The 17,581-nt window shown below is 71.2% G+C and carries 18 protein-coding genes; 10 read left to right on the top strand and 8 right to left on the bottom strand.

Features of this window, described 5'->3' with window-relative positions; translation table 11 throughout:
• Window positions 1-31: 31 nt before the first annotated feature.
• The 7 genes from LQ222_RS09530 to LQ222_RS09500 all read left to right on the top strand — a co-directional run bounded on the left by LQ222_RS09530 (window position 32) and on the right by LQ222_RS09500 (window position 8,643).
• The gene (locus LQ222_RS09530) at window positions 32-2,203 is read left to right on the top strand and encodes a N,N-dimethylformamidase beta subunit family domain-containing protein (protein WP_230166042.1); all 2,172 of its coding nucleotides are present in this window, start codon (window positions 32-34) and stop codon (window positions 2,201-2,203) included.
• Between the two features lie 78 nt (window positions 2,204-2,281).
• Window positions 2,282-3,844 (top strand): ABC transporter substrate-binding protein, encoded by a 1,563-nt coding sequence (locus LQ222_RS09525; RefSeq protein ID WP_230166041.1) that lies wholly within the window; start codon window positions 2,282-2,284, stop codon window positions 3,842-3,844.
• Between the two features lies 1 nt (window position 3,845).
• Window positions 3,846-4,790 (top strand): ABC transporter permease, encoded by a 945-nt coding sequence (locus tag LQ222_RS09520; protein WP_230166039.1) that lies wholly within the window; start codon window positions 3,846-3,848, stop codon window positions 4,788-4,790.
• Window positions 4,783-5,658 carry an ABC transporter permease gene (locus LQ222_RS09515; protein WP_230166038.1) on the top strand — a complete coding sequence of 292 codons (876 nt, stop codon included), beginning with the start codon at window positions 4,783-4,785 and terminating at the stop codon, window positions 5,656-5,658. The genes LQ222_RS09520 and LQ222_RS09515 overlap by 8 nt, the downstream gene beginning before the upstream one ends.
• A 35-nt stretch (window positions 5,659-5,693) precedes the next feature.
• Window positions 5,694-6,632, top strand: coding sequence for an ABC transporter ATP-binding protein (locus tag LQ222_RS09510; protein ID WP_230166175.1), 939 nt, complete (start codon window positions 5,694-5,696; stop codon window positions 6,630-6,632).
• Window positions 6,629-7,612 carry an ABC transporter ATP-binding protein gene (locus tag LQ222_RS09505; RefSeq protein WP_230166037.1) on the top strand — a complete coding sequence of 328 codons (984 nt, stop codon included), beginning with the start codon at window positions 6,629-6,631 and terminating at the stop codon, window positions 7,610-7,612. The genes LQ222_RS09510 and LQ222_RS09505 overlap by 4 nt, the downstream gene beginning before the upstream one ends.
• A gap of 8 nt (window positions 7,613-7,620) precedes the next feature.
• Window positions 7,621-8,643, top strand: coding sequence for a succinylglutamate desuccinylase/aspartoacylase family protein (locus LQ222_RS09500; protein ID WP_230166036.1), 1,023 nt, complete (start codon window positions 7,621-7,623; stop codon window positions 8,641-8,643).
• A 3-nt stretch (window positions 8,644-8,646) separates the two neighbouring features.
• On the opposite strand, the gene LQ222_RS09495 is transcribed toward LQ222_RS09500, so the two are convergent.
• Complete coding sequence (locus LQ222_RS09495; RefSeq protein ID WP_230166035.1) at window positions 8,647-9,621, bottom strand: tripartite tricarboxylate transporter substrate binding protein; 975 nt, start codon at window positions 9,619-9,621, stop codon at window positions 8,647-8,649.
• A gap of 135 nt (window positions 9,622-9,756) precedes the next feature.
• Here LQ222_RS09495 and LQ222_RS09490 point away from each other — a divergent pair, with 135 nt between their 5' ends.
• A complete protein-coding gene (locus tag LQ222_RS09490; protein ID WP_230166034.1) occupies window positions 9,757-10,560 on the top strand; it encodes an IclR family transcriptional regulator in 804 nt (267 codons plus the stop codon).
• 17 nt (window positions 10,561-10,577) lie between these two features.
• A complete protein-coding gene (locus LQ222_RS09485) occupies window positions 10,578-12,383 on the top strand; it encodes a thiamine pyrophosphate-binding protein (RefSeq protein ID WP_230166033.1) in 1,806 nt (601 codons plus the stop codon).
• On the opposite strand, the gene LQ222_RS09480 is transcribed toward LQ222_RS09485, so the two are convergent.
• The 4 genes from LQ222_RS09480 to LQ222_RS09465 form a co-directional block, all read right to left on the bottom strand.
• Entirely contained in the window at window positions 12,373-13,398 is a 1,026-nt protein-coding gene (locus tag LQ222_RS09480; protein WP_230166032.1) for a diguanylate cyclase, read from the bottom strand. The genes LQ222_RS09485 and LQ222_RS09480 overlap by 11 nt on opposite strands.
• A gap of 93 nt (window positions 13,399-13,491) precedes the next feature.
• Window positions 13,492-13,965: a hypothetical protein gene (locus tag LQ222_RS09475; RefSeq protein WP_230166030.1), complete on the bottom strand. Its 474-nt coding sequence runs from the start codon at window positions 13,963-13,965 to the stop codon at window positions 13,492-13,494.
• The gene (locus LQ222_RS09470; protein ID WP_230166029.1) at window positions 13,962-14,759 is read right to left on the bottom strand and encodes a hypothetical protein; all 798 of its coding nucleotides are present in this window, start codon (window positions 14,757-14,759) and stop codon (window positions 13,962-13,964) included. Before LQ222_RS09470 ends, LQ222_RS09475 begins: the two co-directional genes overlap by 4 nt.
• On the bottom strand, window positions 14,756-15,004 hold the full coding sequence (locus tag LQ222_RS09465) for a hypothetical protein (protein ID WP_230166028.1): 249 nt from the start codon (window positions 15,002-15,004) through the stop codon (window positions 14,756-14,758). The genes LQ222_RS09470 and LQ222_RS09465 overlap by 4 nt, the downstream gene beginning before the upstream one ends.
• A 111-nt stretch (window positions 15,005-15,115) precedes the next feature.
• Here LQ222_RS09465 and LQ222_RS09460 point away from each other — a divergent pair, with 111 nt between their 5' ends.
• Window positions 15,116-15,514 (top strand): DUF2306 domain-containing protein, encoded by a 399-nt coding sequence (locus LQ222_RS09460; RefSeq protein WP_230166027.1) that lies wholly within the window; start codon window positions 15,116-15,118, stop codon window positions 15,512-15,514.
• A 6-nt stretch (window positions 15,515-15,520) separates the two neighbouring features.
• Here the strand turns inward: LQ222_RS09460 and LQ222_RS09455 are convergent, their stop codons facing one another.
• The 3 genes from LQ222_RS09455 to LQ222_RS09445 all read right to left on the bottom strand — a co-directional run.
• Window positions 15,521-15,787, bottom strand: coding sequence for an acylphosphatase (locus LQ222_RS09455; RefSeq protein ID WP_230166026.1), 267 nt, complete (start codon window positions 15,785-15,787; stop codon window positions 15,521-15,523).
• Window positions 15,784-16,491 carry an ATP12 family chaperone protein gene (locus LQ222_RS09450; protein ID WP_230166025.1) on the bottom strand — a complete coding sequence of 236 codons (708 nt, stop codon included), beginning with the start codon at window positions 16,489-16,491 and terminating at the stop codon, window positions 15,784-15,786. The genes LQ222_RS09455 and LQ222_RS09450 overlap by 4 nt, the downstream gene beginning before the upstream one ends.
• Window positions 16,488-17,581, bottom strand: a 1,094-nt coding sequence (locus LQ222_RS09445; protein ID WP_230166024.1) for an AsmA-like C-terminal region-containing protein, incomplete at its 5' end; no start/stop codon positions are given. The genes LQ222_RS09450 and LQ222_RS09445, both read right to left, overlap by 4 nt.

Below are 17,581 nucleotides of genomic sequence, written 5' to 3'. Positions count from 1 at the left end.
GAGGCTCCGCGATTGCCGCAGGAGCATCGCCATGTCGCCGCCGATCGCCGAACTGCCGATCACCGCGTATCTCGACCGGTTCTCCCGCCGGCCGGGCGAACGTTTCGCCGTCAAGGCCAGCATGCGCGACGGCGGCACCGCGCGGGCGCGCCTGGTGCGCGTGATCTGCGGCGATCCGAACCCGCACGGCCCGGGCCTGCGCTTCGAGGACCTGTCGCATCGCTTCGACATCACCTTCGAAGCGAAGCACCAGCCGATCCATGCGGGCTCCTGCGCCGTGGTGCCGCGCGCGCCGCGCCGCGACAGCGGGCCCTGCACCTGGTCGGCGTTGGTGTGGCTCGCGGCGCAGCCCCCTGATGGCGCGACCGTGCTGGCGGAGACGCAGGATGGCGCGACCGTTACCCTGTCATGCGGTCCCGATGGCCTCGCGGCCAGCTTCACCGGCGAGGCGGGCAGCATCGTCGTCGCTACGGGCCGGCTTCCTGCGCTGCGGCAGTGGCATCGCGTCTGGACCAGCGGCGATCCGGCGACGGGATGCGTGGTGGTGGGACTGCAGCCGCTGGATGGCACGGCCACGGTGGTGCGCGGGATGATCGCCGGGTTGCGCCTGCCCGATGGCAGCGGACGCATCACCATAGCGGCCAATGGCGCGCGGCCCGCCGGCGGTCACCTGACGGGCAAGACCGAGGCGCCGGCGCTGCACGCGCGCTTCAGCGAATCCTGGACCGACGACGACGCCGACCTGGTCGCGCGTTGGGATTTCGCGCGCGACATCCCGACCCAGCGCATCCTCGACATCGGCCCGCAGGGCTGCGACGGCCATCTGGTGAATGTCCCGACGCGCGCCGTGGTGGGCGCCCGCTGGTCGGGGCGCGAGATGTGCTGGCGCCATGCGCCCGAGGACTACGCCGCCATCCACTTCCACGCCGACGACCTGGGCGATTGCGGCTGGCACACGACCTTCTTCTTCGAGGTGCCGGCGGATCTGCGCAGCGGCGCCTATGCGCTGCACCTGAAATGCGAGGGCGGCGAGGACCGGGTGCCGCTCTATGTGCTGCCGCCACGCGGCACGGCGAGCGCGCCGGTCGCGTTCCTGGCGTCCACCTTCACCTACCAGGCCTACGCCAACCACGCGCGCGGCAATGCGGATGCGGCGTATCGCGCGCGCGTCGCGGCCTGGGGCGCCTATCCGCACAATGCCGACGACTACCCGATCTATGGGCGATCGACCTACAACAAGCATCCGGATGGCAGCGGCATCGGTTTCTCCTCGCGGCTGCGACCGATCCTGACGATGCGGCCGGGCTACCTCACCTTCAACGACGCGCGCGGTTCCGGGCTGCGGCACTACCCGGCGGATACGCACATCCTCGCCTGGCTGGAGGCGAAGGGCATCGCCTTCGACGTCATCACCGACGAGGACCTGCACGAAGAAGGCGTCGCGCTGCTGGACAACTACCGGGTGGTGATGACGGGTTCGCATCCCGAGTACCACACGCTGCAGACGCTCGATGCGCTGGCCGCCTATACGCGCGGGCGCGGGCGGCTGATGTACCTCGGTGGCAACGGCTTCTATTGGCGCATCGCGGTGACGCAGACGCTGCCGGGCGTGATGGAGCTGCGTCGGTCGGAAGGCGGCATTCGTGCCTGGGCGGCGGAACCGGGCGAGTACTGGCACCAGACCGATGGCGCCTATGGCGGGCTGTGGCGGCGCAACCGGCGCCCGCCGCAGATGCTGGCGGGCGTCGGCTTCTCGGGGCAGGGGTTGTTCGAGGGCACGCATTATCGCCTGCTGCCCGCCGCGCGCGACCCGCGCCACGCCTGGATCTTCGGGGGCGTGACGGGCGAGATCTTCGGCGGCTATGGCCTGTCCGGCGGCGGCGCCGCGGGCTTCGAGCTCGACCGCGCCGACCCCGCGCTCGGCACGCCGGGCGGCACGGCGATCCTGGCGCGATCGGAGGACCCGCCGGCCTCCTTCGTGACCGTGCCGGAGGAACTGCTCTCCCATATCACCACCATCAGCGGCGAGAAGGCGGATGCGCTGAAGCGCGCCGAGGTCGTGTACTTCGACACACCCGGCGGCGGCGCCGTCTTTACCACCGGATCGATCACCTGGTGCGGCAGCCTGTGGCAGGACGGCGCCTTCCAGGGCGATGTCAGCCGCATCATGGAGAATGTGCTGCGCCGCTTCGCTGCCCCGTGAAGGCGTGTTGACGCGCCCCCGCCCGCGCGCGAGGCTTTGGCCTGGACTGACGCCACGCCTTTCCGGGAGACCACGCCCATGAAGCGCCTGATGCTAGCGTCCACCTTCGCCGCGACTGTCGCGCTGCCCGCCATGGCCGCGCCCTTCACCTGCCCGTCGCGCGGCGGCGACATCGTGTTCGGGCAGGAAGCCAACGTGAACTCGCTGGACCAGATGACGTCCAGCACCATCTCGACCCGCAACATCGCGATGAACATGTACGAATCGCTGATGACGCGGGACGAGAACAACCGTCCCATCCTCGAACTCGCGGAGAGCATGGAGGAATCGGGCGACGGCCTGACCTACACCTTTCGCCTGCGGCAGGGAGTGACCTTCCACAACGGCAAGCCGCTGACCTCGGCCGATGTCGCGGCGTCCTTCAACCGCTACAACCGCATCGGGTTGCAGCGCAGCACGCTCGACAACGTGGCGGGCTGGGACACGCCCGACCCGCGCACCTTCGTCATCCGCATGAAGCAGGTGCAGCCGACCTTCATCGAGGCGCTGTCCTCCTTCTCCGTGCCGATCGTGGTGATCCCGTCCGAGCACGAGAACGACGACCGGCAGCAGCTGCGCGCCGTCGGTACCGGCCCCTTCCGCCTGCTGGAATTCGTGCCCGGTAGCCATGCGCGGCTCGGCCGTTTCGACGCCTACAGCCCTAACACCGCCTTCGAGCAGCGCACCGGCTTCGGCGGTTATCGCGTGGCCTGCGTGGACACCGTGACCTTCCGCATCGTGACGGAAGCCAGCGCGCGCGTGGCCGGGCTGGAGACGGGCGCGCTGCAGGCGGTGGAGGACGTGCCGACGCGCTCGCTCGACACGCTGCGCCGCAACAGCGCCATCACCATCCTGCCGCTGCAGAACTGGTGGATCCAGATCGCGCTGCCCAATACCGCGCATGGGCCGACCGCCAACCTGGCCTTCCGCCGCGCCGTGCAGGCCGCGCTCGGCATGGAAGACATCATGGATGCGGCGACGGACGGCAATTACCGCCTGAACGTCGGCTTCCAGTACCCGAACCAGCCGTCCTTCACCGATGCGGGGCGCGAGACCTACAACATCAACGACCCTGCGCGCGCGCGCACGCTGCTGCGCGAATCCGGTTATCGCAACGAGCCCATCATCATCCTGACCAACCGCGACTATCCGCCGATGTACAACGCGGCGCTGGTCATGCAGCAGCAGCTGCGCGCCATCGGCATCAACGCCAATCTGCGCGTCGTGGATTGGCCGACCTCGGTGCAGATGTCGCAGCGGGTGAACAGCGACGAGTGGCATTTCTTCCATTCGGGCTGGGGCACGCAGCCGGCGCTGGGTGCGCTGGCGACGATGCAGTTCCTGGTCGCGCCGGGTGCGAATTACCGCCCGCGGGACGACAAGGACGACCCGGATGTGCTCGCCGCCTGGAACCGCATGAACAACGAGCGTGACCCGGCGGCGCGGCAGCAGGCGTTTGCCGACATGCAGCGCCTGGTTCTGGAACGCGCCTATGCCTATCCCTTCGGGTCGCTGACCAAGGTGCAGGCGGTGCGGTCGAATGTGCAGGGCTACGTGCCTTTCCGCATCCCGCGCTTCTCCAACGTCTGGATCACGCGCTAGCGTGTTCGGCGTTCTCGTCCGGCGGCTCTTCTCCGCGCTGCCGGTCCTGCTGATCGTCAGCCTGATCACCTTCGGGCTGATGCGGCTGATCCCGGGCGACCCCGCTGCCGCCATCGCCGGCATCGCGGCCACGCCGGCGCAGATCGAACAACTGCGCCGCGACCTCGGCCTCGATGAGCCGATCTGGATGCAGCTGGTGCACTACTACGAGGGGCTGGCGCGCGGTGACCTCGGGCGGTCGCTGCTGCTGGGCAAGGGCGTGTTTGCCGCCACAATGGAGCGCTTGCCTGTCACCATCGCCTTGTCGCTCTATGCGCTGGTCTTCACGCTGCTGATCGGCATCGCCAGCGGCATCATCGCGGCGCTGAAGCAGAACACCTGGATCGACCAGGCGGCGATGATGTTCGCCATGATCGGGATCAGCGTGCCGAACTTCTTCCTCGGCCTGCTGATGATCATCCTGTTTGCGGTGCATCTGGGTTGGCTGCCCTCCGGCGGCTATGTCGCCTTCCGCGAGAGCCCGTCGGGCTGGTTCGCCAGCATGACCATGCCGGCCTTCTCGCTGGCGCTGTTGCAGGCGGGGCTGCTCGCGCGCATCACGCGGTCCTCCATGCTGGAGGTGCTGCGCCAGGACTATATCCGCACCGCCAAGGCCAAGGGCCTGCCGCAGCGGCGCGTGATCCTGAAGCACGCGCTGGCCAATGCGCTGATCCCCATCGTCACCGTGGTCGGCATCATTGTCTCACTGCTGCTGTCCGGCGCCGTGGTGACCGAGGCGCTGTTCTCCATTCCCGGCATGGGCCAACTGCTGACCCAGGCGGTGCTGAACCGCGACTACCCGATGGTGCAGGGCGGGCTGCTGCTGGTGACCACCTTCCTGGTGCTGGTGAACATCACGGTGGATACGCTCTATGCCGTGCTCGACCCGCGGGTGCGTCATGAGTGACGCGGAAGACATCGCCGAGACCCGCGAGCACCCCGCGCGCGCGACGCTGCGGCGGTTGCTCCGCCATCGTCTGTTCGTCACGGGGCTGGTGCTGTTCGGCATCATCGCTGTCATCGCCGCGGCCGCGCCCTGGATCACGGCCGTCGATCCGCAGCGGCTGTCGATGCGCAACAAGTTCCTGCCGCCCGACAGCAATTGGCTGTTCGGCACCGACAATTTCGGCCGGTCGCTGTGGTCGCGCGTGGTCTGGGGGGCGCAACTGTCGATGATCATCGGCGCCTCGGTCGTCGCGCTGAACGCGGTCTTCGGCACGCTGATCGGCGCGGCGGCGGGCTACTTCAAGCGGCTCGACAACGCGCTGATGCGGGTGAATGACGCGCTGATGGCCTTCCCGGCGATCCTGCTCGCCATCGCCGTGACCTCGGTGCTGGGGCCGTCGACGCTCAACGTCATCCTCGCGCTTTCCATCGTCTACATCCCGCGCACCGCGCGCATCGTGCGGTCGTCGGTCATCGTGCTGCGGGAGATGGAATACGTGCAGGCCGCCGTCGCCGCCGGCGCGGGCCATTGGCGTATCCTGCGCCACCACATCCTGCCCAACGCCATGGCGCCGATGATCGTGCAGTTGTCGTTCCTGTTCGCCTATGCGGTGCTGAGCGAGGCCACGCTGTCCTTCCTCGGCGTCGGTGCCGTGCCGCCCACGCCGACCTGGGGCAATATCATGGCCGAGGGCCGCGACTTCATGCGCGAGGCGCCCTGGATCATCACCATCCCCGGCGTGGCGCTGATGATCACGGTGATGGGGCTGAACCTGCTCGGTGACGGGCTGCGCGACGTGCTCGACCCACGGCTCAGGATACAACAGTGACGCTGCTCGACGTCCGCGGCCTCACCACCGCCTTCATGACCGGTCGCGGCGAGATCAACGCCGTCGAGGACGTGTCCTTCTCGCTGAAGGAAGGCGAGATCCTCGGCATCGTCGGCGAGTCAGGCTCGGGCAAGTCGGTCACCGCGCTGACCATCATGGACCTGCTGCCGCGCCCGCCGGCGCGAATTGCGGCGGGCGAAGTCACTTTCAACGGCCAGAAGCTGACGCGCATGGCCGAACGCGACATGCAGCGCATCCGCGGCCCGGGGATCGCCATGATCTTCCAGGAGCCGATGACCTCGCTGAACCCGGTCTTCTCGATCGGCGACCAGATCATGGAGACCATCGCCGCGCATGAACGCCTGTCGCAGGCGGACCTCCGCAAGCGCGCCATCACCATGCTGGACAAGGTCGGCATTCCGTCCGCCGCGCGGCGGCTGGACGACTACCCGCATCAGATGTCGGGCGGCCAGCGCCAGCGTGTGATGATCGCCATGGCGCTCGCCTGCAACCCGAAGCTGCTGATCGCGGACGAACCGACAACGGCGCTGGATGTCACCATCCAGGCGCAGATCCTCGACCTGCTCATGGACCTGCGCGACGAATTCGGCATGGCCATCATCATCATCACGCACAACATGGGCGTGATCGCCGAGACCGCCGACCGCGTGCTGGTCATGTATGCCGGGCGCGTCATCGAGGAAGCGCCGGTCGCCACCATCTTCGACCGGCCGTTGCATCCCTATACGCGCGGGCTGCTGGAATGCGTGCCGTCCCTCACCGAGGACCGCGCGCGCCTGGTCGCCATTCCCGGCACGCTGCCCGACCCGGCGCGCCGCCCGCCGGGCTGCGCCTTCGGCCCGCGCTGCCAGAACGCGCAGCCGGCCTGCGCCGCGGCGGTTCCGCCTCTCGAATTGTTGGAACCCGGCCATACCGCCGCCTGCTTCCGCGCTAAGGAACTGGCGCCGGCATGACCGCCCCGCTGGTCAGCGCCACCAACCTGTCCAAGGCCTTCGAGGTCGGCGGCGGCGGGTTCTTCGGCCTGCGCAAGCCGCTGCTGTTGCGCGCGGTCGATGACGTGGCGTTGATCATCAACGCTGGCGAGACGCTTGGCCTGGTCGGCGAATCCGGCTGCGGGAAATCCACCCTCGGCCGCCTGCTGATCCGGCTGATCGAACCGACCGCCGGGCGCATCACCTTCGACGGCACCAACATCACCGCGCTGAAGCGGATGGAGATGCGCGCGCATCGCCGGTCGATGCAGATCATCTTCCAGGACCCCTACGGCGCGCTCAACCCGCGCATGTCGGTCGAGGACATCATTGCCGAGCCGCTGCTGATCCACGGTGCGAAGCAAGGTGCCGACACGCGCCGCAAGGTCACGCAGATGCTCGAGAAGGTCGGCCTGCCTGCGCGCGCGCTGGATCGCTTCCCGCATGAATTCTCCGGCGGCCAGCGCCAGCGCATCGGCATAGCGCGCGCGCTGGTGCTGCATCCGCGCCTGATCGTCTGCGACGAGGCGGTCTCCGCGCTCGACGTCTCGGTGCAGGCGCAGATCGTCAACCTGCTGCAGGACCTGCAGCGCGAGATGGGCCTGACCTACCTGTTCATCGCGCATGACCTGTCGGTGGTGCGCCACATCTCCGACCGCGTGGCGGTGATGTATCTCGGCAAGGTGGTCGAGGTCGCGGACAAGCGCACGATCTACGCCGCGCCGCTGCATCCCTATACCCAGGCGCTGATCGCCGCGGTGCCGGCGCAGCACCCGGCGCAGCGGTCGCGCGGCAAGCGCCAGCGCATCGCCGGCGACATTCCCTCCGCGCTCAACCCGCCCGCTGGCTGCCGCTTCCACACGCGCTGCCCGCACGTCATGCCGGTTTGCCGGGAACGCGCGCCGCCGCTGGTCGAACCCGCGCCCGGCCACCAGGTCGCCTGCCACCTGATCAGTTCCTGAGGATCGCCATGTCCGAACCCCGCAAGTCGCGCCTGATCCCCGAAGTCGATTTCGGGAAGGACGGCAAGCAGACCGGCTTCATTCGCCTGTTCCATTCGACGCATGACAGCGCCTACGGCTTCCTGCCGATCCCGATCGTGGTGGTGAAGAACGGCGAGGGCCCGACTGCGCTGTTCACCTCGGGCAATCATGGCGACGAATACGAAGGCCAGGTGGCGCTCACCAACCTGATCAAGTGGCTGACGCCCGAGAAGATCCGCGGCCGCGTCATCATGATGCCGATGGCGAACTACCCGGCGGCGCTGGCGGGGCGTCGCGTCTCGCCGATCGACGACCTCAACATGAACCGCATCTTCCCCGGTGACCCGGACGGCACGGTCACGCGGCAGATCGCGCATTACATCGACAGCGAACTCATCCCGCTGGCGGAGCTGGTGATCGACCTGCATTCGGGCGGCTCGTCGCTGAACTACATCCCGACGGCGCTGGCGAAGCAGTCGGCCGATCCGGCGCTGTACCAGAAGCAGCTCGCCGCGCTGCGTGCCTTCGGCGCGCCCTACACCTACATCCAGGGCGGCGCGCAGGGGCAGGGCGGGGACCAGACGCTCGGCAGCGGGGCGGACCGGCGCGGGCGCATTTCGCTCGGCACGGAGCTTGGCGGCGCGGGTGCGGTGAATGCCTCGGGCCTCGCCATCGCGGAGCGCGGGTTGCGGAACCTGCTCGCGCATCTGGGCATTCTGGGTGGCGAACACCACGTCGAACCGCCTGCGCCGACACGCTTCCTCGATGTGCGCGGTCCTGAGATGTATGTCTATGCGCCGGAGAACGGCGTCTTCGAACCGCTGGTCGAACTCGGCGACACGGTCACGCCCGGCACGCCGGCCGCGCGCATCCACATCCCCGAGACACCCTGGCTGCCGCCGGTCGAGATCGCCTTCAGGGCCGCCGGCATCGTCATGTGCAAGCGCATCCCCGCGCGCACCAAGCGCGGGGATTGCCTGTTCCACCTGGCGAGCGACCTCGCCATGTAGCGGTCACTGCGGCTGAATGCCCGCCGCGCGCACCACGGTCGCCCAGCGATCCACTTCGGCGCGCACCAACCGCGCCAGCGCGTCGGGCCCTTGCGCCTCGGGCGCCGCGGGGATCGACCCCAGCGCCTGGATGCGCTGGATGATGACGGGGTCGGCCAGCGCTGCACGCAGCGCCTGGTCCAGCCGCGCCACCACCGGTGCCGGCGTGCCGCGCGGCGCGAATACCGCGTTCCAGCCCTGGAAGATGTAGTCCGGCAAGCCGGCTTCCGGTGCCGAAGGCACGCCCGGCGCATTCGGGTTGCGCGTGGCGGCACCCGTCAGCAGGCCCCGCATCGTGCCGGCGGCGATCTGCGGCACCGCGGCGGGTGCCAGCAGGCAGGCGCTGTCGACCGTCTGCGCCACCACGTCGTTCAGCGCGGGGCCTTCGCCGCGATACGGGATGTTGTTCAACTCGACGCGCGCGAGGTGCTGGAACAGCGCGCAGGCCAGGTGGTTGGTGGACCCGATCCCGGCATGCCCGTTGGTGACGCTGCCGGGATTGGCCCGCGCCATCGCCAGGAAATCCTGCAGCGTGCGCGCCGGGTGCCCGTTGCGCACCACGAAGAACAGCGGTGTGCCTGCGATCAGCCCGATCGGCTGCAGTTCCCGCGGATCATAGGCGATCGAGCGATAGATCGACGGCGCGGCCGAATGGCTGCCAAGGCTGCCGACCGTCAGCGTGTAGCCGTCGGGCGCCGCCTGCGCGCCCCGAGCACCGCCGATCGTGCCGCCGGCGCCGGAGATATTCTCCACCACCACCGGCCGGCCCAGCGTGCGCGTCATGTGTTCCGCGACGATGCGCGCCAGCACGTCGGTGGCGCCGCCGGGGGCGAAGACGACGATCATCGTGATCTGCCGTGCCGGGAAGTCCTGCGCGCGGGCGGGTAGCGCCGCGCAGGCCAGCAGCAAGGCCGCCGCGGCGGCGAGAAGGCGGTTCATGTCGTTATCCTCCCGATCGGATCGTTTCTGTTGCGCCCAGCGAAACGCTTTTCAGAATGGACCGTCAAGTGTAGAATGCACCCGAATGCGTTTCGCCCCGCGATCTGCTCACGCGGCGAGAAGCCAGGAGGCCCGATGCCCGACGATCCCCCCCCGCGCGGCGGGAAGGACCCCTATCTGCTCGCCTCCCTGCATCGCGGGCTCGAGGTGCTGGACTGCTTCGCCGAACGCGATAGCTGGAGCTTGTCGGACCTCGCGGCCCACCTGTCGCAGAACAAGGCGACGGTGTTCCGCGTGCTGCACACGCTCGAAGGCTTCGGCTACCTGGTGAAGGACGCAGCGACGGGCCGCTACGCGCTCGGGCTGCGCCTGCAAGCCCTGGGCGCGGCGGCGATGCGCAACGAACAGCTCCGCTGGCAGGCCCTGCCGCCCCTGCAGGATCTCGCGGAATCCACCGGCGAGACGGTGCATGTCGGCATCCTGCACGAAGGCGTGGTCGTCACCGTGCAGATCGTGGACGGCACCCATGCGGTGCGGATGCACTCCGCGGTCGGCAAGCGCAGCCCGGCCCATGCCAGCGCACTGGGCAAGGTGCTGATGGCCTACCTGCCGGATGCCGAGGTCGATGCCATCGTCGCCCAGCACGGCCTGCCGCGTTTCACGGCGAACACCATCACCCAGGCCGGTGCGTTGCGCGAGGCGCTGCACCGCGTGCGCCTCGACGGCTTCGCGCGCGATGCCGAGGAAATCGAGATCGGCCTGCGCTGCCTCTCGGCACCCATCACCGACCGGTCGGGACGCCCGACCGCGGCGGTGGCGATTTCCGCGCCCGCCTCGCGCATGGATCCCGATCGCATCGCCGCGCTGATCCCGCGCGTGAAGGCATCGGCCGCGCGCATCTCCCGCATGCTCGGCAGCCCCTCCGTGGCGGCCGCCTGAAACACAGGAAGACGACCATGGACGGCAGCAGCAAGGCGGCGCTGATGAACGGCGCCGACATCATCGTGGACCACCTGGTGCGGCGGAAGGTGCCCTACCTGTTCGGCCTGTGCGGGCACGGCATCACCGGCTTCATGGATGCGGCCTTCAAGGCGCAGAACCGCATCCGCACGGTCTCCACACACCACGAGCAGACCGCCGGGCACATGGCGGATGCCTACTACAAGGTGCGCGGGGAACCTGTCGCGACCTTCACCTCCTGCGGGCCTGGTTCGGCGAACATGGTAGTGGCACTGGCGGCGGCGATGATGGACAGCAGCGCCTTCCTGGCCATCACCGGCAATGTGCCGACGCAGCAATTCAACCGCGGGCCGTTCCAGGAGACGGGGCGGCATTTCCAGGGCGATTTCCCCTCGGTGGTGCGCCCCTATGTGAAGCGGTCCTACCAGCCGACGCGCGCCGACATGGTGCCGCTCGCGATCACGCAGGCCTGGGACCAGCTGACCGCCGGGCGGCCAGGGCCGGTGAACCTGGATGTGCCGCTGAATGTCTTCGTGGAGGAAACGGCCTACGCGCCGTCGGATGCGCCGAGCCGCATGATCAACGGCGCGCCGGGCAATCCGGCGGAGCTCTCCGCGGCGCTCGACCTGCTGCTGGGCGCGAAGCAGCCGGTCATCATCGCGGGGCAGGGGGTCATCATCGGCCATGCCTGCGATACGCTGCTGGCCTTCGCGGAACTGACCGGCATTCCTGTCGTCACCAGCCCGAACGGCAAGGGCGCGATCCCGGACCGCCATGCGCTCGCCTTCGGCGCCACCGGGCGCAACGGCGCCTATGCGGCGAACGACGCGACGCGCAACGCCGATGTCATCCTCGCCATCGGCTTTTCGTTCGACGACCGCGCGACCTCCGCCTGGCTCGATGGCTATACGCTGTCGATCCCACCATCCCGCCTGATCCAGATCGACATCGACCCCAGCGAGATCGGCCGCAACTACCCGGCCGAATACGGCATCCTGGGCGATGCGAAAGCCAGCCTGGAATTCCTGACCGAGGCGGCACGCCCGCGGCTGAACGCAGGACGCAGCATCGCGCCCTGGATCGAACGCCTGGACCGCGGCCGCACCGTCTGGCGCGAATACCAGGACGGCCTCGCGCAATCCGACCAGATGCCGCTGCGCCCGGAACGCCTGATGCGCGCGCTCTCGCGTGCCATTCCGGAGAACGCCGTCGTCGCCTCGGATGTCGGCGTGCACCACAACTGGATCATCCAGCTGATGGACACGCTGCGCCCGCGCCACCTGATCCATTCCTGGGGCTTCGCGGCGATGGGCTTCGCGACCTCCGGCATCCTGGGTGCAAAGCTGGCAGCACCCGACCGCCCCTGCGTCGCGGTCGTGGGCGACGGATCCTTCCTGATGACGCCACATGCGCTGGCCACCGCCGTCGAATACGACATCCCGGTCGTCTGGGTGGTGTGGAACAACAACGGCTTCTGTTCGATCCGCGACATCCAGCACGGCATGTTCGGCGGCCGCGAACTGGCCACCGCCTTCGAGGTCCAGCGCAGCGGCGAGCTCTACAGCCCCGACTTCGCGATGATGGCGAAGTCCTACGGCGTGCCGTCCCACCGCGTGACCCATGCCGGCGAGGTGGAGGACGCCATCCAGACCGCGATCAAGGCCAACTGCCCCTATCTGGTCGAGGTTCCGGTGGACCGCGATATCCGCCCGATCGGCACCGGGTCGTGGGACCTGCCGCCGCTGCCCAACCCCGAGCCGAACTTCCTGAAGGCGCTGGCCGCGCGCGGGATCAACCTGTAGCGGCGGCCGCGCCGTCCAGCACCACCACGCGGTTCCGTCCCTCGCGCTTGGCGCGGTACAGCGCGGCGTCGGCGCGCTCGATCCACACGCTGATCGGCTCCGCCGGTTCGTAGCGCGCCGCGCCGACCGACACGGTCACGCTGCCGATCGGGGCCGCATTGGCGCGCAGGCTGATCCGCCGCGCCGCCAGCGTGCCGCGCAGCCGCTCCGCATGGCCCGCAGCCTCGTGCAGGGGGGTGGCGGGCAGCAGCATGGCGAATTCCTCCCCGCCATAGCGCGCCACCCGCGCCGTGGGCGGGCGCTGCTGGTCGAGCGTCGCGGCCACCAGGCGCAGCACCGCGTCGCCCACCGCATGGCCCCAGGCGTCGTTCACCTGCTTGAAGTGGTCGATGTCGACCATCAGCAGCGACAGCGCCTCCCCGGTGTTCATCGCCAGGCCGGCATGCTCGCGCACCATCGCGTCGAAGGCGCGGCGGTTCGGCAGGGCGGTCAGCGAATCGGTCAGCGCGGCGTCGTGCGCCGCGGCCAGCTTCTTCTCGAGGTCGGCGATGCGGTCGCCCGACTGCCGCAGCGCCTGGCCCAGTTCCGCCGACCGGGCGGACAGCGCGGTGGTCTCCTCGGCCAGGCGGGCGATCATCGCCGCCAGGCCGCTGCTGTCGCCGTCGATGGTGACGGCGGCCTCGCTCAGTGTCTCGCCATAGCGTTCGGCATCGACCCCGGCCTCCAGGATGCGCCCGGCGGCCTCGCGCAGGGTCGCGCGCGCTTCGCGCGCGACGCGACGTTCGACGGTGTCGGCGAAGAACAGGTCATGGAGTTCCGCCATCATGTGGCTGTCGATGCTGCGGCGATTGGTCAGCGCCACGGTCAGCGCGCGGCGCAGCGCGTCGTTCCGCCCGGCATGGTATTCGTACCAGATGGCGTAGTTCTGCGGCGTCGGCGGCAGGCCGAAGCTGCGCAGCGATGCCACGGCCGCATCGAAATGCGCGTCGACATCGGCGGTGGCGGCAGGCGGCATGCGTCCCCCCAAGGACCTTTTGAGCGGCGGGACAATGCATGCCAGGGGATGAACCAGAGATTGATGCGGTGGCAGACCGTCCGGCCCGCCCCGTCAGGGCCGCGGGCCCATCGCCTCCGCCAGCGCGGGCACGAAGTCCCGCAGCCCGGGGCGCAGCGCCTCGGGCCAGGCGCGCGGATCGGGCGGCACGGACAGCCGCACCGCGCCGTTGTCGGTCAGCAGCAGGAACATCCGCTCGTCCTGGGTGTCATAGGCCAGGAAGGCGCCGCCATCCCGGCAACCCTGCGCCATGCAGCCGAAGCCGAACAGCCAGCGGCCATCGGCCAGCGCCACCGGCGGGCCGGGGTCGCGCAACCGCGCCGCCAGCGGGCCGCGATGCCCGCCGCTGTTGAAGCGCAGGCCGGTGGTCAGTTCGGCGCGCTGCGCCAGCGCCAGCACCGGCTGGCCCAGCACGGCGCGGATATCCTCCTGCGCCGCCGCGCCGCCGGCCAGCGCCGCCAGCGCGGCACCCAGGGCGATCAGCCGCCGGGCCCGGCCGCCACGGGGTTGCTCATGCTGCATGGTCACGGCAGCAGCATGTGCCCGATCCCGGCCGCCACCGCCAGCACCGCCAGCATCCGTCCGGGCGCCACGCGGCGCCCCGGCACGCGGCACAGCACGAAGATCACCCACCCCACCGCCAGCACCACCAGCAGCCCCGCCGCGAAGCCCGACGCCAGGCTGAGCGCCAGCACCACCGCATCGTACAGCCCCGGTTCGTCGACCAGCGGCACCAGCACCTGGCCGTAGCCGCCGATGCGCGTGGTCGCCACGCAGCCGGCCAGCAAGGGCCCCGCCCAGCGCCAGGCCGCGCGGTGCCAGGCCACCAGTGCCACGGTGAAGCACCAGACCACCTCGTTGTCGCGCTCGGCCGTGGTGGGGCCGACGCCCGGCAGCCAGCCATAGCGGCCGAAGCCGTCGCTCACGACGCCCAGCGCCGCCGCGGCCGCGGCCCCCAGCACCACCCAGCCGGCGGCCGGGCCGAAGCCGCGCAGCCTGTCGCGCAGCAGCAGCAGCGCGACGAAACCCAGCATGGCCGGCACCAGGCGCGCTTCCCGCAGGCCGACCTGCCCGCCATGCAGCGTGCCGGCGCCGCCCGCCACCATCAGCCCCGCCAGCGCCGCCAGCGCCATGGCAACCACCGGCAGGTGGCCGATGCCGGCGGTCGCCGCAGGGCGTTCCGGCTGGCCGGGCGGCAGCGCCGGCGGCGTCCCGTCGTCCTGGCCTGCCGCGACCGCGGCGGGGCCGGTCGCGGCGGAGTAGGATGACCGGGCGGCCACCTTGCGTGGCGCGGCGCCCGGCGGCGCCGGGGGCGGCCTCATTCGATGCGGATATCGGCGGCGCGCATGGCCTCTGCCCCGCCGACCGACCCGCCGGCGCGTTTCCCGGCCGCGAGCGCCGCCGCCGGACGGACGCCGTTGCGCGGCAGGATCACGCGCGCGGCGGAATCGACGGCGCCGCCGGCGGCGAAGGGCACCACGATGCGGACCTGGCGCGCCTGGGCGCGGGCCGGCGCGGCGACAGGCAGGGCGGCGGCGGCGAGCAGGGCGCGGCGACGCTGCGTCATGGGCATTTCCTTCCGGCGTTTCCATGTCCTGTCGCACGGCGGCAGGCGCCGTCAAGCCGTCGCGCGATTCCGCCATTGGCATTCGCGCTGCGGCGTCGATAGGGTCGCGGCGTGACGCTCGACCCGCTCCTTGCCGCGCCCCTGGTGGTGCGGCTGCACGCCGCGACCGCGATGGCGGCGATCCCGCTCGGCGCCGCGCAATTCCTGCTGCCCAAGGGCGACCCGCGCCACCGCGCGCTGGGCTGGGCCTGGGTGGTGCTGATGGGCGTGACGGCCGCCTCGGCGCTGGGCATCACCGGGCGCGCCGGGGCGGGGCGGTGGTCCTGGATCCATGGCCTGGTGGCGCTGGTGGCGGTGCTGCTGCCGCTGGCGGTGTTGGCGGCGCGGCGTGGCCATGTGCGGCGGCATCGCGCGACGATGCTGGGGCTGTATCTCGGCGCGCTGTTGATCACCGGCGCGCTGACTCTGACGCCGGGGCGGGTGATGCACCGGGTGGTGTTCGGCGGCTGACCGCAGCTACCGCCGCGTGAAGCCCGGCCCCTCCGGCGCTTCCGCGAAATCCTCCGTGATGTCGTCGACCCGCGCCAGCAGCGGCCCGCGCCGGCAGGCCGACAGCAGCGCCTGCACCGCGGCCTCCTCGCCATCCACCAGCGCCTCGACCGCGCCATCCGGGCGGTTGCGGACCCAGCCCTGCACGCCCAGGCGCGTCGCCTCCCGCACCATCCAGTCGCGATAGCCCACGCCCTGCACGCGGCCGCGGATCACCACGTGGCGGGCCCTCACGCCCGCACCAACGCCAGGAACCGCCCCGCCAGCGCCACATCCGCCGCACCGCGCGCGCGGCGGATCGCGGCCTCGGAATCCTCGCCCCAGCGGCGTTCCTGGAACGTCTCGTCCAGCACCGACAGCGCATGGGCGCGCTCCGCCGTGACCCGACCGGCCGACAGCGCCAGCCCCAGCACCAGGCTGCCCAGCGCCGGCACCGCGACGCCCAGCGCCGCGAGTTCCTCGGCCCCATGCGCGGCGACCGCGGTGCGCAGGGCCGCCAGGCTCCCGGCCGGCTGGGCCACCGGCATCAGCCCCTCGGTCACCGAAAGCGGCGCGCCATGCGTCGCCGCCGCCCACTCCAGCAGCGGCTGCCAGTCCCGCGCCTGCTCGGCCGCCAGCGCGGGATCGCTGGCGCGGTAGCACAGCAGGTCGGTCTCGCCGTATTTGACCAAGCCCTCGACCATGGCGCCGGGATTGGCCGCCACGCGGTCCTGCGCGCTGCCCAGCAGGCGGGTCAGCGGCACCGCCTCCATCGACATCTCGCCGCCCTTCCGCCCGCCGGCGGCATCCCATTCGGCGGCGATCGCCTCGGCCAGCGGGGCGGATGGCGTGGCCAGCGGCGCGCCGCCCGGCAGCCGCAGCGGCTTGCCGTCGAGCAGCACGGCGTGGCCGCCCTCGGGCCGGCGCACCGCGACGGCGTGGTCCCAGAACCGCTTCATCGCCGCCCACCGCCCAGCAGCCCGCCCACCGCGCCGCCGAGCGCCCCGCCGATGCCGCCCAAGCCCCGCAGCACCTCCTGCGTGGTGCCCTGCAATTCGCGCGGCACGCCGGGCACGAAGCGTTCGGCCGCCGGCACCGGCCCGTCGGCGCCCATCCGCGCGAGGCGCAGCTGCGTCGCGCAATCCCCCGCCGGCGCGCCGCCGCCCACCTGCCCGCGCAGCCACTCCACCGTCGGGTCGCGCCACAGCCGGTTCGCCACCGTGTCCTCGATCACCTGGCCCAGCGCGCGGCCGGGCTCCACGCCCACGCGCGGCGTGGCCAGCGTGCCGCCGATGCCCACCGGCGCGCGCACCCGGATGCCGAGCAGCGTGACGTCGGGCAGCAGCCGCGCGGCCAGCGCCTCGGTCCGCAGGTTCACCGCCAGCACGCCGTCGATCTTGCCGGCCGAGGTCTCGACCAGCAGCGCCTGGCTGCGCGCCATGCCGGCCTCGGCCGACATGCGCAGCGCCAGGCAGCGCAGCGCCAGCCCTTCGCGCGGCGCGCCCGGCATCAGCAGCCGCACCAGGTCCGGCCCGAGCCGCAGCAGCCCCTCATGCGCCAGCCGGCCCTCCACGACGGCGAGGCCGAGTTCCCCCGACAGCGTCGCCGCGACGGCGCGCGTGGTCGCGCCCTGCCCGGTGAAGTTCAGGATGATCTCGGCGCGCCCCTCGATCCCGGTGGCCTCGCCGCGCGCCCGGCGCAGCGCCGACAGGTCCAGCCCGCGCCCCTCGCTGCGCAGGGACAGCGCGACGCGCGGCGGATCGGCGGCGGCGTTCAGCGTCGCCTCCCCGCGCACCGGCCCGCCCGGCGTGACCGCCGAGAAGCCGCGCAGCCGCGCCGTGCCGTCGGCCATCGCCAGCGTGCCGCGCACCTGCCGCCAATCCGTGCCGCCGACGATCAGATGGTCGACCGCGACGGCGAGCTCCCCGCGATAGACGCGCGCCGCGGCCGCCGGCAGGGGCAGGTCCGGGATGACGCGGCCATGGGCGGCGGGGGCGGGGCGCGGCCCGGCCGGGGCGCGCGCCGCCCCGGCGGGCTCCGGTGCGGCGG

Source organism: Roseomonas sp. CECT 9278 (assembly GCF_918698155.1).
Taxonomy (GTDB): domain Bacteria; phylum Pseudomonadota; class Alphaproteobacteria; order Acetobacterales; family Acetobacteraceae; genus Neoroseomonas.
Note: the sequence above shows the minus strand (reverse complement) of the source record. Positions and strands in the feature narration are given on the sequence as shown.

Excerpts from the sequence above, each read along its gene's own strand:
- LQ222_RS09530 (WP_230166042.1), top strand. The coding sequence starts at position 32 with ATGTCGCCGCCGATCGCCGAACTGCCGATCACCGCGTATCTCGACCGG.
- LQ222_RS09525 (WP_230166041.1), top strand. The coding sequence starts at position 2,282 with ATGAAGCGCCTGATGCTAGCGTCCACCTTCGCCGCGACTGTCGCGCTG.
- LQ222_RS09515 (WP_230166038.1), top strand. The coding sequence starts at position 4,783 with ATGAGTGACGCGGAAGACATCGCCGAGACCCGCGAGCACCCCGCGCGC.
- LQ222_RS09510 (WP_230166175.1), top strand. The coding sequence starts at position 5,694 with ATGACCGGTCGCGGCGAGATCAACGCCGTCGAGGACGTGTCCTTCTCG.
- LQ222_RS09505 (WP_230166037.1), top strand. The coding sequence starts at position 6,629 with ATGACCGCCCCGCTGGTCAGCGCCACCAACCTGTCCAAGGCCTTCGAG.
- LQ222_RS09500 (WP_230166036.1), top strand. The coding sequence starts at position 7,621 with ATGTCCGAACCCCGCAAGTCGCGCCTGATCCCCGAAGTCGATTTCGGG.
- LQ222_RS09495 (WP_230166035.1), bottom strand. The coding sequence starts at position 9,621 with ATGAACCGCCTTCTCGCCGCCGCGGCGGCCTTGCTGCTGGCCTGCGCG.
- LQ222_RS09490 (WP_230166034.1), top strand. The coding sequence starts at position 9,757 with ATGCCCGACGATCCCCCCCCGCGCGGCGGGAAGGACCCCTATCTGCTC.
- LQ222_RS09485 (WP_230166033.1), top strand. The coding sequence starts at position 10,578 with ATGGACGGCAGCAGCAAGGCGGCGCTGATGAACGGCGCCGACATCATC.
- LQ222_RS09480 (WP_230166032.1), bottom strand. The coding sequence starts at position 13,398 with ATGCCGCCTGCCGCCACCGCCGATGTCGACGCGCATTTCGATGCGGCC.
- LQ222_RS09470 (WP_230166029.1), bottom strand. The coding sequence starts at position 14,759 with ATGAGGCCGCCCCCGGCGCCGCCGGGCGCCGCGCCACGCAAGGTGGCC.
- LQ222_RS09465 (WP_230166028.1), bottom strand. The coding sequence starts at position 15,004 with ATGACGCAGCGTCGCCGCGCCCTGCTCGCCGCCGCCGCCCTGCCTGTC.
- LQ222_RS09450 (WP_230166025.1), bottom strand. The coding sequence starts at position 16,491 with ATGAAGCGGTTCTGGGACCACGCCGTCGCGGTGCGCCGGCCCGAGGGC.